This window comes from Microbacterium thalli (genome assembly GCF_028737325.1).
Classification (GTDB): domain Bacteria; phylum Actinomycetota; class Actinomycetes; order Actinomycetales; family Microbacteriaceae; genus Microbacterium; species Microbacterium thalli.
In genome coordinates, this window is record NZ_JAQZCH010000001.1 from 756,510 (window position 1) to 769,902 (window position 13,393).

General features: G+C 71.9%; 15 protein-coding genes. 5 read left to right on the top strand and 10 right to left on the bottom strand.

The genetic code is table 11. The features are described from left to right. Positions 1 to 94: 94 nt before the first annotated feature. Entirely contained in the window at positions 95 to 676 is a 582-nt protein-coding gene (locus tag PUW82_RS03800) for a nitroreductase family protein (protein WP_274220998.1), read from the bottom strand. Positions 677 to 806: 130 nt separating this feature from the next. Here PUW82_RS03800 and PUW82_RS03805 point away from each other — a divergent pair, with 130 nt between their 5' ends. Then, positions 807 to 1,196 (top strand): VOC family protein, encoded by a 390-nt coding sequence (locus tag PUW82_RS03805; protein WP_274220999.1) that lies wholly within the window; start codon positions 807 to 809, stop codon positions 1,194 to 1,196. Positions 1,197 to 1,277: 81 nt separating this feature from the next. Here the strand turns inward: PUW82_RS03805 and PUW82_RS03810 are convergent, their stop codons facing one another. From PUW82_RS03810 to PUW82_RS03830, 5 genes are all read right to left on the bottom strand, one after another. After that, positions 1,278 to 2,366, bottom strand: a complete 1,089-nt coding sequence (locus PUW82_RS03810; protein WP_274221000.1) for an ABC transporter permease — start codon at positions 2,364 to 2,366, stop codon at positions 1,278 to 1,280. Beyond that, positions 2,363 to 3,259, bottom strand: a complete 897-nt coding sequence (locus PUW82_RS03815) for an ABC transporter ATP-binding protein (RefSeq protein WP_274221001.1) — start codon at positions 3,257 to 3,259, stop codon at positions 2,363 to 2,365. Before PUW82_RS03815 ends, PUW82_RS03810 begins: the two co-directional genes overlap by 4 nt. A gap of 138 nt (positions 3,260 to 3,397) precedes the next feature. Beyond that, complete coding sequence (locus tag PUW82_RS03820) at positions 3,398 to 4,168, bottom strand: ABC transporter ATP-binding protein (RefSeq protein WP_274221002.1); 771 nt, start codon at positions 4,166 to 4,168, stop codon at positions 3,398 to 3,400. Next, positions 4,165 to 5,223 (bottom strand): FecCD family ABC transporter permease, encoded by a 1,059-nt coding sequence (locus PUW82_RS03825; RefSeq protein ID WP_420792713.1) that lies wholly within the window; start codon positions 5,221 to 5,223, stop codon positions 4,165 to 4,167. The genes PUW82_RS03820 and PUW82_RS03825 overlap by 4 nt, the downstream gene beginning before the upstream one ends. Further along, the gene (locus PUW82_RS03830; RefSeq protein ID WP_274221003.1) at positions 5,193 to 6,236 is read right to left on the bottom strand and encodes an ABC transporter substrate-binding protein; all 1,044 of its coding nucleotides are present in this window, start codon (positions 6,234 to 6,236) and stop codon (positions 5,193 to 5,195) included. Before PUW82_RS03830 ends, PUW82_RS03825 begins: the two co-directional genes overlap by 31 nt. A gap of 140 nt (positions 6,237 to 6,376) precedes the next feature. On the opposite strand from PUW82_RS03830, the gene PUW82_RS03835 reads away from it, so the two are divergent. Further along, a complete protein-coding gene (locus PUW82_RS03835) occupies positions 6,377 to 7,717 on the top strand; it encodes a glycosyltransferase family protein (RefSeq protein WP_274221004.1) in 1,341 nt (446 codons plus the stop codon). Positions 7,718 to 7,733: 16 nt separating this feature from the next. On the opposite strand, the gene PUW82_RS03840 is transcribed toward PUW82_RS03835, so the two are convergent. The 3 genes from PUW82_RS03840 to PUW82_RS03850 form a co-directional block, all read right to left on the bottom strand. After that, complete coding sequence (locus PUW82_RS03840) at positions 7,734 to 8,369, bottom strand: response regulator (protein ID WP_420792734.1); 636 nt, start codon at positions 8,367 to 8,369, stop codon at positions 7,734 to 7,736. A gap of 47 nt (positions 8,370 to 8,416) precedes the next feature. Further along, positions 8,417 to 9,730, bottom strand: coding sequence for a sensor histidine kinase (locus PUW82_RS03845; protein ID WP_274221006.1), 1,314 nt, complete (start codon positions 9,728 to 9,730; stop codon positions 8,417 to 8,419). A gap of 72 nt (positions 9,731 to 9,802) precedes the next feature. Continuing rightward, positions 9,803 to 10,642: an exodeoxyribonuclease III gene (locus PUW82_RS03850; RefSeq protein ID WP_274221007.1), complete on the bottom strand. Its 840-nt coding sequence runs from the start codon at positions 10,640 to 10,642 to the stop codon at positions 9,803 to 9,805. A gap of 63 nt (positions 10,643 to 10,705) precedes the next feature. Here PUW82_RS03850 and PUW82_RS03855 point away from each other — a divergent pair, with 63 nt between their 5' ends. The 3 genes from PUW82_RS03855 to PUW82_RS03865 all read left to right on the top strand — a co-directional run bounded on the left by PUW82_RS03855 (position 10,706) and on the right by PUW82_RS03865 (position 13,060). Further along, positions 10,706 to 11,200 carry a metallophosphoesterase family protein gene (locus tag PUW82_RS03855; RefSeq protein WP_274221008.1) on the top strand — a complete coding sequence of 165 codons (495 nt, stop codon included), beginning with the start codon at positions 10,706 to 10,708 and terminating at the stop codon, positions 11,198 to 11,200. A gap of 41 nt (positions 11,201 to 11,241) precedes the next feature. Then, positions 11,242 to 11,820, top strand: coding sequence for an orotate phosphoribosyltransferase (gene pyrE / locus PUW82_RS03860; protein WP_274221009.1), 579 nt, complete (start codon positions 11,242 to 11,244; stop codon positions 11,818 to 11,820). Between the two features lie 148 nt (positions 11,821 to 11,968). Continuing rightward, positions 11,969 to 13,060 (top strand): alkene reductase, encoded by a 1,092-nt coding sequence (locus tag PUW82_RS03865; RefSeq protein WP_274221010.1) that lies wholly within the window; start codon positions 11,969 to 11,971, stop codon positions 13,058 to 13,060. 42 nt (positions 13,061 to 13,102) lie between these two features. Here PUW82_RS03865 and PUW82_RS03870 read toward each other — a convergent pair whose 3' ends face one another. Next, positions 13,103 to 13,288, bottom strand: coding sequence for a hypothetical protein (locus tag PUW82_RS03870; RefSeq protein ID WP_274221011.1), 186 nt, complete (start codon positions 13,286 to 13,288; stop codon positions 13,103 to 13,105). Positions 13,289 to 13,393: the final 105 nt, after the last annotated feature.

The window sequence follows — 13,393 nt, forward strand, 5'->3', positions numbered from 1 at the left end:
CGCCCTGTCGCTTGACCCGGGCGTCGTCTATGGTGCGGACACGGCGGCGCCCCGCCGGCGCGGGGGCTCGGCGGGGCGCCGCGTGAGCCAGGGCTCAGTCGTCGACGAGCACCGACTCGGCGACCGGACGACGCGTGCGCGGCGACAGCTCGCGCTCGCGCACGGCGGCGGGGGCGGCATCCACGTCGCCGAGATCGCCGACGGCCATGACGGTGACCGGTACGAGCGGTGCCTCGATGCCGAGCTGCTCGGCGAGGACGGCGGGGTCGAAGCCGGTCATCTGGTGCGTGTACAGACCGTCGGCGTGGGCCTGCACGGTGAAGTGCGCGGCGGCCTGCCCGAGGTCGTAGAGGGCGGTGGGGACGGGCTTGCCGTCGACCTCAGTCTGCGCGACGAAGACGACGAGGGCACCGGCGGGGCCGGCCCAGGCCTTGTTGAAGTCGACGAGGGCCGAGACGACCTTCTCGTGCGTCGCGGTGCCGCGACGGGCGACGACGAAGCGCCACGGCTGCGCGTTGAACGCCGAGGGAGCCCAGCGCGCCGCCTCGAGGGCGCTCGCGAGGGCGTCGTCGTCGACGGGCGCGACGTCGTCGTACAGGCGCGTGCTCCAGCGGGCGGCGAGGATGTCGAGGATGGGGGCGTCGGTCTCGGCGACGCGCTCTTCAACGAGGGACATGGGATTCTCCGGTTCGTTCGGCGGACAGCGGCGGACACCATCGTCCCGTCACCGGAACGACGCGGCATCCGTCCTCATTCCCGCCGCGGATGCCCTTGCGCGCACGACCGGGTGGCGTCAGCCTGTCGGCATGAGCGCATTCACCACCGATCGGGCCTTCAGCGGGTTCAGCGTCGACGATCTCGACGCCGCCCGCTCGTTCTACGCCGACACGCTGGGCCTCGACGTCGAGACCAATGCGATGGGCTTCCTCGAGATCCGGCTGGCCTCGGGCGGCGGCATCCTCGTGTACGGCAAGCCCGACCACACCCCGGCGAGCTTCACGGTCCTGAACTTCCCCGTCGACGACATCGACGCCGCCGTCGACGAGCTGCGCGAGCGCGGCGTCGAGACGAAGATCTACCCCGACGACCTCTTCTCCTCCGACGACCGGGGCATCGTGCGGGGCGGGGGACGGGGGCCGGACATCGCGTGGTTCCGCGACCCCGCCGGCAACGTCATCGCGGTGCTGCAGGCCTGACGCGCACGACGGCGGCGCCCGGCGCAGCATCCGCATCGGGATGTCGCACCGGGCGCCGCCTTTTCGCGACGAGCCGCGGGCTCAGCGACGCAGCGCCTCGCCGAGCTTCACGCGGGCGCCCATGCGCAGCAGCGAGTTCTCGTAGATCTTCGCGCCCACGAGGATCGCGCCGACGCAGGTCACCAGGAGGATCGCGAGCGAGAGCAGCGGCTCCCACCACAGCGCGTCGCCGAGGAACAGGCGCATCGGCATGCCGACGGGCGCCGAGAAGGGCACGTACGACATGATCCCGAGGATCAGCGGGTTGTCCCACGCGAAGATCACGAGGAAGTACGGCGCCATGATCAGCAGAAGCAACGGCGTCGTGGTGGCGCCGATGTCCTCCTGACGCGAGACCATCGCGGCAGCCGCGGCGAACAGCGCCGCCAGCAGCACGAACCCGAAGAGGAAGAACACCGCGAACCAGGCGATCGGGGCGCCGATGCCGGTCAGCAGCTCGGTCTGATCGGTCACCGTGAGGCCGACCACCGCCACCGCCGCGAGGATGAGGATCTGCCCCATCGCCAGCACCGTGTTGCCGATCACCTTGCCCGCGAGCAGTGCCCGCACCGGCACGGCCGAGATCAGCAGCTCCACGACGCGGGTCTGCTTCTCTTCGACCACCGACTGGGCGATCGTCGCCCCGAAGATCTGCGCCGAGACGAAGAACACCGCGCCGAAACCGATCGCGACGATGTACCCGAGGAAGCCCGCGTCACCGGACGGGTCGAGCAGTTCGACGGGCGGCAGCTGCGCGAGCGAGAGCAGGATCGTGTTCGACACCGATGTGTCGCCGATGACGACGAAGCCCACCGGTGAGGCGCTGTCGGCGACGATCGCGGCGTCGACGTCACCGTCGCGCACCGCCGACTCGGCCGCGCTGCGATCGGCGACCTCCTGCAGCTGCAACCCGGGGGTGCCCTCGACGTAGGTCGCGGCGTCGGCGCTCACCGCGACGGGGGCGCCGGTGTCGTTGCCCGCCGAGAAGCCGCCCCAGACGACGAGGGCGAGGGCGCCGAGGAAGAGGATGACGAACGAGATGACGAACGACTTGCTGCGCAGCTTCGAGCCGATCTCGCGCTCGGCGACGAGCCAGGTGCTCTGGGCGAATGACGGGGATGCGACGCTCACGGGGCGACCTCCTGGATGACTTCGGTGAAGATCTGGGCGAGGGAGGGATGCCGCGGCGTGAAACTCGCCACGTCCCCCTGCTCGACGGCGCGGCGCAGGATGCGCTGCGCGGTCTCGTCGGCGTCGACGTCGAACAGTGCGTAGCCGCCGTCGAACTCGATCACCTCGACGCCGGGCTCGGTGCGCAGCCAGCCGGCGTCGCCCGTCGAGACGAGCTCGTACCGGTGCCCCTGGTGCTGCTGGCGCAGCCCCTCGCGGGTGCCGGCGGCGCGGATCGTTCCGCCGGCGATGATGACGAGGTCGTCGCACAGGCGCTCGACGACATCGAGCTGGTGCGACGAGAACAGCACTCCGACACCGCTGGCGGCGCGCGTCTGCAGCACGCCGGCGACGACGTCGACCGCGATCGGGTCGAGGCCCGAGAAGGGCTCGTCGAGGATGAGCACCTCCGGGTCGTGCACGAGCGCCGCGGCGATCTGCGCGCGCTGCTGGTTGCCGAGCGACAGGGTCTCGATCGAGTCGTTCAGGCGCTCGCCGAGGCCGAGCTCTTCGAGCAGCGATCGCGCACGCGAGGTGGCATCCGCCTTCGAGAAGCCGTGCAGGCGTGCGAGGTAGACGATCTGCTCGAGGACCTTCATCTTCGGGTAGAGGCCGCGCTCTTCGGGCATGTAGCCGAAGCGGCGCCGGTCCGCCGCGGTGAGGGGGGCTCCGTCGAGGGACACGCCGCCGGCATCCGCCGAGAGCACGCCCAGCATGATCCGCATCGTGGTGGTCTTGCCGGCGCCGTTGCCGCCGACGAACCCCGTCAGGCGTCCGTCGGGCACCCGGAACCCCACATCGTCGAGCACGCGGTGCGTGCCGTAGCTCTTGGTGATGCCGCTCAGTTCGAGCATTCCGCCTCCTTGTTGGATGCTCCAACGCTAAGGATCGGGGCGTGGCCGGCACCTCCCCCCTGCGGCGGATCCTCGCGGGCCGCCGCCCGCCGCGCGGGGGAGGCCCCGGGGGCGAGAGCCGCGCGCGGGCGGAGCGCGCTATCGGGCGCCGCGCGTGTACGTGATGACCGGATGCCCGCGCCGCTCGTCCCATGAGACCTCGGCCTCGACGTCGTACACGCTCGAGATCAGCTCGGCGGTCAGGACGTCGCGCGGGGGGCCGCCGGCCACGACGCGTCCCCGCTCGAGCACCAGCAGGCTGTCGCAGTACATCGCGGCGAGGTTCAGGTCGTGGATGGCGACGACGGTCGTCACCGGCAGGGCGCACACGAGGTCGAGCAGCTCGAGCTGGTGCCGGATGTCGAGGTGGTTGGTCGGCTCGTCCAGCAGCAGCTCCCGCGGCTCCTGCGCGAGGGCGCGGGCGATCTGCGCGCGCTGCCGCTCGCCGCCCGAGAGCGTGTGCCACAGGCGCTCGGCATGCTCGGTCAGCCCGACGTGGGCGAGTGCGCGGTCGACCGCGATCCCGTCCGCGGCGGGATCGCCGCCGAACGTGCCGCGGTGCGGGATGCGGCCGAGCCGGGCGACATCGCGGACGGTGATGTCGACCTCGGTGTCGGCGTGCTGACTGACGGACGCGATCGTGCGCGCGGCTCGCCGCCGCCCCACCCGGGCGAGGTCTTCGCCGTCGAGCGTGACCAATCCGGCCGTCGGGCGGACGAGCCCGTGCAGCACCCGCAGAAGCGAGGACTTGCCCGATCCGTTCGGTCCGAGCAGCCCGAGGGTCCGACCGGGCTCGGGCTGGACCGTGACCCCGTCGACGACGAGCGACCCGCCGCGCGACCACGAGACCTCGCGTGCGTGGAGAGTCATGAGCGCCGCCTCCGTCGCCCCAGCAGGGCCATGAAGACGGGCACACCGACCAGCGCCGTCCCCACCCCGACGGGCAGCGGCGTCGGAGAGAAGACGACGCGCGAACCGGCATCCACCCACACCATGAAGAGGGCGCCGATGATGGCCGTCGCGGGGATCAGTCGGTGGTGCCGCGATCCGACGACCAGGCGGGCGGCGTGGGGCAGGACGAGTCCGACGAAGCCGATGGCGCCCGCGACGCTGACGAGCGTCGCGGTGATGAGCGCCGTCGCCAGCAGCAGAACCGTGCGCGTCGCGCGGACGTTCACCCCGAGCGAGGCGGCGACCTCGTCGCCGAAGGCGAACGCGTCGAGGGCGTGCGCGTAGCGCAGGCACACGAGCGACCCGAGAGCCACGACGATCGCGCACAGCTGGACGTCGTCCCAGCGCACCCCCTCGAGCGACCCGAGCAGCCAGAACATCACGCCGCGGGTCTCGTCGGAGTCGGCGAAGGCGAAGACGATGAGCGAGGTCAGGGCCGAGAACAGCTGGGTGCTCGCGACGCCGGCGAGCACGACCCGATCGTTGCCGCCGCCCGACAGGCGTGCCAGGAGCAGCACGAGTCCGAAGGCGAGCAGCGCACCGATGAAGGCGCCGCCCGAGAGCCCCAGCGCAGCGCCGCCGAGCCCGAGGATGCCGATCGCGACGGCACCGGTCGAGGCGCCCGACGAGATGCCGAGGATGAACGGGTCCGCGAGCGGATTGCGCAGCAGCGACTGCATGATGACGCCGCAGAGTCCGAGTCCCGCGCCGCACGCCGCGGCGACCAGCGCCCGCGGCAGGCGTTCCTCCCACACGATGGCGTCCTTCGCGACGCGGACGGGGATGTCGGTGAGCCCGAGGTGATTCGTGACGATGTCGCGGACGTTGACGAGCAGGATCTCCGCCGGGCCCAGCGTGATGGCCGCGCCCACCGAGACGAGCAGCAGCAGGATGCCGGCCGCGAGCAGGCCCGTGGTCGCGAGAACGCGTGTCGAGCGCCGGCTCACTGCTCGTCGCGATGCGCTCGCCACCACGCCTCGATCTTCTCCAGGCCGTCGACGAACCGGATGGACGGGTTCAGCTCCGCGCCGTGCAGGGCGATGTAGCGCTCGTTCTGCACGGCGCTCATCGTCCGGGTCAGCGGATCGGACTCGAGGAAGGCGATCTTGTCGTCGAGGCGATCGCCGGGGAAGCGGTCGCGCTGCAGGTCGCCGAGCACCAGGACGTCGGGATCGCGGGCCACGAGGTTCTCCCACGTCGTCGCGGGCCAGTCGTCGGCGAGGTCGGAGAAGACGTTGGCGAACCCCGTCGTCGACGCCAGCAGTGCCGCCGAACCCCGACCGCCGCCGACGTACGGCGTCTTGGTGTCGGCGAACCAGAACGCGACGCTCGCCCCCGCGGCATCCATCTCGTCGGTGGCGGCCGTCGCACGCGCCCGCAGGTCGGCGATCAGCGCGTCGGCGCGGTCTGAGACGTCGAAGATCTCGCCGAGATCGGCGATCTCGTCGTACAGGGCGTCGATCGTGAGGGGCGTCGAGCGCGTGCCGCCGCCGTTGACGCTCTCGCCGTTGTCGCAGTCGGTGGGGGAGAGGTAGCTGGGGATGCCGGTCTCGGCGAAGCGGCCGCGTTCGGCGACGCCTCCGGACGCGAAGTGCCGCCCGAACGAGGCTGTGACGAAGTCCGGGTCCGCGCCCAGGACGACCTCGTAGGTGGGCGCGTTGTCGGCCAGGCGAGGCACCTCCGCGTTGGCGTCGGCGAGTGCGGGCAGGATCGGGTCGGTCCACGACGCCGTGCCGACGATCCGGTCGGCCAGCCCCAACGACAGCAGGATCTCGGTCGAGTTCTGATCCAGCGACACCACGCGCTGCGGCGCGCTCTCGATCGTGACCTCGGCGCCGCAGTTGTCGAGCACGAGCGGATAGACGGTCGTTCCGGCGCCGGGCTGTGCGGCTGCGGCCTGGTCGACGGCTTCGGAGGCCCCGCAGGCGGAGAGGGCGAGAGCGATCGCGGGTACGAGGACGAGGCTGAGGGCGACGCGAGGGCGCATGACGGTCTCCGGGGGAAGCGGGGCGGGCTGACGGGAACGGCGCGGCGATGGTGCGACCAAGCAAGGATAGCCTTACCTGCATCGCGCGATCGACGCTCAGCGTTCATCCCGCGGCTAGGTGGGCGACCTATGATGCGCGGGTGACGTCTGTACCGGCCGCCCCCCGCCGAGCGACGCGCCGCGAGCGGCTCGCTGCGTTCGGCCGCACCCGACGCGGCGTCGTGACCGGCTTCGTCGCCCTTCACGTCGCTTACATCCTCGCCCTCCTGCCCCTCATCGTCACCGGTGGTACGGAGGGCGATCTGCCGCTGTACCGCCTGTGGGCGCAGGACGCGGTGCAGGGAACCTGGCCCATCATCGACTTCCCCTGGGTGTACCCGGCCGGCGCGCTCATCCCCATCGTCGCCGCGATCGCCCTCGGCCCGTACCTCTACCAGCTCGTGTGGCTGCTCATGATGGCGGCGGCGAACTGGCTCGCTCTCGCCGCGATCGCCGGGCCCCGCCTGCAGCGGCGGAAGGCATACCCCGCCGCCTGGTACTGGCTGCTCAGCGTCTTCCTGCTCGCGCCCGTCTCGATGCTGCGGCTCGAGGGCGTGGCCGCACCGCTCGCGATCGCGGGCCTCATCTGGGTCTCGCGCCGACCGATCGTCGCGGGCGCACTCATCGCGCTCGCCACCTGGATCAAGGTGTGGCCCGCCGCGATCGCCGCCGCCGTCGTCGCCGTGTGCCGCGGGCGTTGGTGGGTCGCTTTGGGCGGACTCGGTGCCAGCGCTGTCATCATGATCGCGGTCGTCGCCGCCGGGGGGGCGTCGAACCTCTTCAGCTTCCTCACGATCCAGGGCCAACGCGCGCCGCAGCTCGAGGCGCCCGTCGCCACCCCGTGGGTGTGGGCGACGATCTGGGAGATGCCGGGCGCCCGCATCCGCCAGAACTACGAACTCGCGACGCGCGAGGTCATCGGCCACGGGGCCATGGCCGGTGGCGAGATCGTGGGATGGCTGATGATCATCGCCTTCGTCGCGATCGCGCTGCTGCTCATCCGAGCGCGGATGACCTGGGTCCGCGGCGCGGCGCGCACCGACCTCGCCGAGGGTCAGCTGGTCGTCCTGGGTGCGTTCGCGTTGACCTCGGCCCTCATCGTCTTCAACAAGGTCGGTTCGCCGCAGTACATGCTGTGGCTTGCGCCCATCGTCACCGTCGGGCTGCTCATCGACCCGCAGCGGTGGCGTACGCCCGCCATCTGGATGGCCGTGACGAGCTTCTTGACCACGCTGGTCTTCCCGATCTTCTACATGCCGCTCGTGCGGGCCGACCCGTTCGCCGCGAGCCTGCTGCTGGCGCGCAACGTGCTGCTGGTGGCGCTGTTCGTGTGGAGCGTGCAGGCGCTGTGGCGGCTGGCGCGCATGCGCCCCGCCGATGCGGCGCTGCCGGTCGTGCCGGCGACGCGTTCGTCGCGTTCACCCGTCTCCGACCCCGCCTGAACCTCCGCCCCGCGGGTCAGGCCAGGCCGTTGCGGTGCGCGAAGACGACCGCTGCGACGCGGTCGCGTGCGCCGAGCTTGATGAGGATGTTCGACACGTGCGTCTTGACCGTCGCGTCGCCGATGAAGAGTTCGCGCGCGATCTCCGCGTTGCTCAGCGCGCGGGCGAGCAGGCGCAGCACCTCGGCCTCGCGCTCGGTGAGTCCGTGATCCGCCGGTGACGGCGCGGGCGGCGGGACGGATGCCGTCGGCGCCGGCTCGTCGCTCACCACCGCGAACCGCTCGATCACACGTCGCGTCACCTCGGGGGCGAGCAGGGCGTCGCCGGCGGCGGCGACCCGCACCGCGGCCGTGAGCTCTTCGGGGCCGGCGTTCTTGAGAAGGAAGCCGCTCGCGCCGGCCTGCAGCGCCTGGAACAGGTAGTCGTCGCGGTCGAAGGTCGTCACCACGACGACGGCGCTGGTGTTGCCGTCGTCGGCGACGATGCGACGCGTGGCCTCGAGGCCGTCGATCCCCGGCATCTGCACGTCCATGAACACCACGTCGGGGCGCAGACGGGCGACCGCGTCGAGCGCCTGAGCGCCGTCGGCGGCCTCGCCGATCACGACGATGTCGCCCGTGGCCTCGAGGATCATGCGGAATCCCGCCCGCATCACGGCGTGGTCGTCGACGAGCAGCACCGTCAGCGGTGCCGCGCCGCTCACGCGAGCACCCCGCTGTCGCGCGCGGTGTCGTCGGCGTGATGCCCGTCGACCGCGGGGGTCGGCGCCCCGGCGGGGACGCGCGCCCGCACGAGGAAGCCGCCGCGGGGCCGGGGCGCCGCTTCGAGCCAGCCGCCCGACGCGGCGGCGCGCTCGCGCATCCCCACGAGCCCGAGCCCCGGGGTGCCGCCGTAGCGCACGCGCCCCTCGTTGCCCACCTCGAGCTCGATCTCGTCGTCGTCGAAGCGCAGCCGCACGTCGGCGCGGGCCTCGGGTCCGCCGTGGCGACGAGCGTTCGTGAGCGCCTCTTGGGCGATGCGGTACAGGTTCACCTGTGCGACGTCGGATGCCGCGACCGGCGTGCCCACGACGGCGAAGGTCGTCGGCATCCCGTTCTCGTTCGCGTACCGGACGAGCTCGCCGATGGCGTCGAGCCGCAGGGTCGAGGCGCCGGGGGCGGCGGCATCCGTCGTCCGCAGGGTCTCGAGCAGCTGCCGCAGCTCCACCAGCGACGACCGGGCGGACTCCTCGACACCCGCGAGCGCTCGCCGTGCCGCCTCGGGGTCGCGATCGAGCACCGTGCGCGCAGCGCCCGCCTGCACCCCCATCGCCGAGACGTGGTGCGCGACGACGTCATGCAGCTCGCGCGCGATCCGCACCCGGTCGAGGGCCACCGCCTGAGCCGCCGTCAGCTCGCGCTCGCGCTCGAGCTCGCGGGTTCGCTGCTCGAGCATCTCGCGACTGCGGGCGCTGGCGTAGGCGCGCTCGCCGAATGCGAACGCTCCCGCGAAGAACACGACGTTGAAGAGGAACTGCAGCATCATCATCGCCGCGACGGGCGACAACAGCGAGTACTCCGCCGCCGTCTGCTCGCCCTCCGCCCCGGAGGCTTGGAACATCGAGACCATCAGCCAGACGAACATCCCGATGATGACGATCACGCGCACCACCATGGCGCGACGGCGGTCGGCGACCCACGCTCCGACGGAGTACATCGCGATGAACAGGGCGATGCTGCCGACGTACAGCTCGGGGATCAGTGCCGACATCCCGACGAAGTAGACGATGGCCACGACGATGAGCGTGACCTCCGGCATCCGGCGGCGCACGGCCAGGGGAACCGTGAGGGCGACGGAGTAGAGCAGTCCCCAGCTCAGATGCGGGGTGTCTTCGCCGAACACGCCCGCGACCTGCCCGAGCCACGTGCTGAGGATCGCGCCGACGAGCAGCGCCCCGGCGAGCCAGAGGTCGTTGCGCAGCTGTTCGCGCGTCGGTGCGGTGCGGCCGTCGGGAGCGGGGGAGAGCGCGGGCATGCTCTCCACGCTACGGGGCCGGTCGCCGGGCGACATCCCCCGTCCGGGGGAGCGGCGACCGCCGGCGGGTGGTCAGAAGATCATCGGCCGGTCGTCGTCTTCGGTCGCGTCGACGTCGAGGTCGACGACGACCGGGACGTGGTCGCTCGGCGCCTCGCCCTTGCGCTGGTCGCGGTGGATCGCGGCACCGGTCACCGCGTCGGCGAAGGCGCGAGACCCCAGGATGAAGTCGATGCGCAGGCCCTCGTTGCGGGGGAACCGCAGCTGCTTGTAGTCCCAGTACGTGAAGCCGGTCGGCACGAGCGGACGCACCGTGTCGGAGAGTCCTGCGTCGAGCAGCGCCTGGAAGGCGGCGCGCTCGGGCGGTGAGACGTGGGTCGTCACGCCCTCGACGAGCGTCGGGTCGCCGACATCCTCGGGCGTCGGGCAGATGTTGAAGTCGCCGGTGAGCGCGAGCGGCAGGTCGGGGTCGGCGGCGAGCGTGTCGCGCGTGTACTGCTCGAGGGCCTGCAGCCAATGCAGCTTGTAGACGTAGTGCGGGTCGTCGAGCGAGCGGCCGTTCGGGACGTACAGGCTCCACACGCGGACACCGCCGACGGTCGCGGCGATCGCCCGCGCCTCCTGCGGCGCGTCCGAGCCCTCGTGGCCCTTGAGGAATCCGGGCATGCCGGGGAAGCCGATCTGCACGTCTTCGAGGGGCTCGCGGCTGGCGATCGCGACACCGTTCCACTGATTGAGCCCGTGCAGCTCGACGTGGTAGCCGGCGGCCTCGAACTGCTCGAGCGGGAACTGCTCGGGCTTGCACTTGATCTCCTGCATCGCCAGGACGTCGACGTCCTCGTTCACGGCGAAGCCGACGATGCGGTCGACGCGAGCACGGATCGAGTTCACGTTCCAGGTGGCAAGACGCATGCCCCCAGCCTATTCGCCGGCTCGGACCTCGCCCGGCGTGCGGCATCCGGATACCGTCGGGGGATGGCCACGCGACTGCTGCTGCTCGCCGACACCCACATCCCCGGCCGGGCCCGGGTCCTGCCCGACGCCGTGCTCGCGGCAGCGGACGCCGCCGATCTGATCGTCCACGCGGGCGACTGGGTCTCGGCTGCCGTCCTCGACGAGCTCGAGCGCCACGGCGAGGTGATCGGCGTCTGGGGCAACAACGACGGCGACGACCTGCGCGCGCGGCTGCCCGAGGTGGCGCGTCGGCGCATCGAGGAGGTCGATGTCGCGGTGGTCCACGAGACCGGTGCCTCGACCGGGCGCGAGAAGCGGATGGATGCCGCCTACCCCGACGACGACGTGCTGGTGTTCGGTCACAGCCACATCCCCTGGGACACGACGACCCCGCGGGGACTGCGCCTGCTCAACCCCGGCTCGCCGACCGATCGGCGCCGGCAGCCGCACAAGACCTTCCTGACGCTGACCGTCGACGGCGCAGAGCTGCGTGATGTCGAGCTGGTGGTGGTCTGAGGCATCCGGATGCCGCCGGTGCGGCTCGTAGACTCGGACGCATGACCGTCGCAGGCACGCCCGAGCTCGAAGCCGACCGCCAGGACCTCATCCGGCTGATCCAGGACGAGGCGGTGTTCCACGGCGACTTCACCCTCTCGAGCGGCAAGAAGGCGACGTACTACGTCGACATGCGCCGGCTGACCCTCGACCACCGCGCCGCGCCCGCGATCGGCCGCATCATGCTCGATCTCATCGGCGACATCGACGGCGTCGTCGCCGTCGGCGGCCTGACCCTCGGCGCGGACCCCATCGCCAACGCCGTCATGCACGAGTCGGTCCGAGCCGGCCGGGCGCTCGACGCGTTCGTCGTGCGCAAGGAGCCGAAGGACCACGGCCGCGGCCGTCAGATCGAGGGCGCGGATGTCGCCGGCAAGCGCGTCGTCGTCGTCGAAGACACCTCGACGACGGGGCAGTCCGCCCTCAAGGCCGTCGAGGCGCTGCGGCGCGAAGGCGCCGAGCCGGTCGCCGTCGCCGTCATCGTCGACCGCAAGACCGGTGCCCAGGCCGCCGTCGAGGCCGAGGGCCTGCAGTGGCTCGCCGCGATCGACCTCGACGACCTCGGCCTCCAGCCCCAGTAAGCCCGGGCCTCGGGCGGTGCGGTGCCCGGGTGAGCGGCATCCGCCCCGGCCGCGCGCGCCCGGCCCCCGCTTCGCCTGTCACGTCCCCAGCCCATCCCACCCCCATCCCGCGGAATAGGGTGGGGGCGGGGCGGGGTTGCCCTTCGGTATGAGCCTGTACGAGCCCGCCGTCTTCGGCGCCCTGAACCTCTCGAACCGCGTCGTGATGGCGCCGCTGACGCGGACGCGCGCCGACGCGGATGGGGTGCCGACCGACGTGATGGTCGAGCACTACCGGCAGCGCGCCGGCCAGGGGCTGATCGTGACCGAGGGCACGTGGCCCGTCGCTGAGGCGAAGTCGTATCCGGGTCAGCCGGGCATCGAGACGGACGAGCAGGTCGCGGGATGGCGCCGCATCGCCGACGCCGTGCACGCGGCAGGCGGCACCGTCGTCATGCAGCTCATGCACGGCGGACGCGTCTCGCACCCCGACATCACCGGCGCCGACCGTGTCGTCGGTCCCAGCGCCCTCGCCGCCCCCGGCCAGACCCGCACGCCGAAGGGCAAGGCCGACCTGCCCGTTGCGCACGCGCTGACCGCCGACGAGATCCCCGTCGTCATCGAGCAGTTCGTCCAGGCTGCGCGCAACGCGATCGCGGCCGGGCTCGACGGCGTCGAGGTGCACGGCGCCAATGGCTACCTCGTGCACGAGTTCCTCTCGCCGGTCTCGAACATCCGCGACGACGCGTACGGCGGTTCGCCCGAAAACCGCGCCCGGTTCGCGGTCGAGGTGACGCAGGCCGTCGCCGCGGCCGTCGGTGCCGAGCGCACCGGCATCCGGCTGTCGCCCCAGCACAACATCCAGGGCGTGCTCGAGCACGACGACGCCGACGTCCGCGCGACGTACACGGCTGTGGCCGAGGGGCTGGCCGCGCTCGACCTCGCCTTCGTCGACGTGCTCAGCGCCGACCCGACCGGTGACCTCGTGCAGCACATCCGCCGCACCGCCGGCGCACCGTTCATCCTCAACTCGGGGTTCGGCTCGCCGACGACCCGCGAAGAGGCCGAGACGCTCGTCACGGCGGACTGGACGGATGCCGTCGCCGTCGGCCGACCCGTCATCGCGAACCCCGATCTGGCTCGGCGGTGGGAGCTCCGGGCAGAGCTCAACGAGCCGCGCCCCGAGCTGTTCTACGGTTCGACGGCCGAGGGGTACACCGACTACCCGTCGCTCGACGACGTGCGGGCCGGCGTCGCCTGACGCCGCGCTCCGGCTGGTCCCCGACGCCGCCGGGCGCGGGGATCAGCCCTGGAAGACGGGCAGCTGCGAGGCCAGGCCCAGCAGCAGCCCGAAGAAGGTCAGCAGGATGATGCCGCGCCGGGTCGACCCGCGATTGGTGCCGTCGTCGCCGATGCGCTGATTGCGCACGAAGATGACGAGGGCGATCAGCAGCACGGCGAGGCCGGTCAGGGCCAGGACGATGGACATCAGTCATCTCCTCCGCGCTTGCGCCGCACGAACTGCACGACGACGACCACGAGGCTCGTCGTGAGCATGAGAGCGACGCTGATCAGCAGCAGGTTCTGCTCGAAC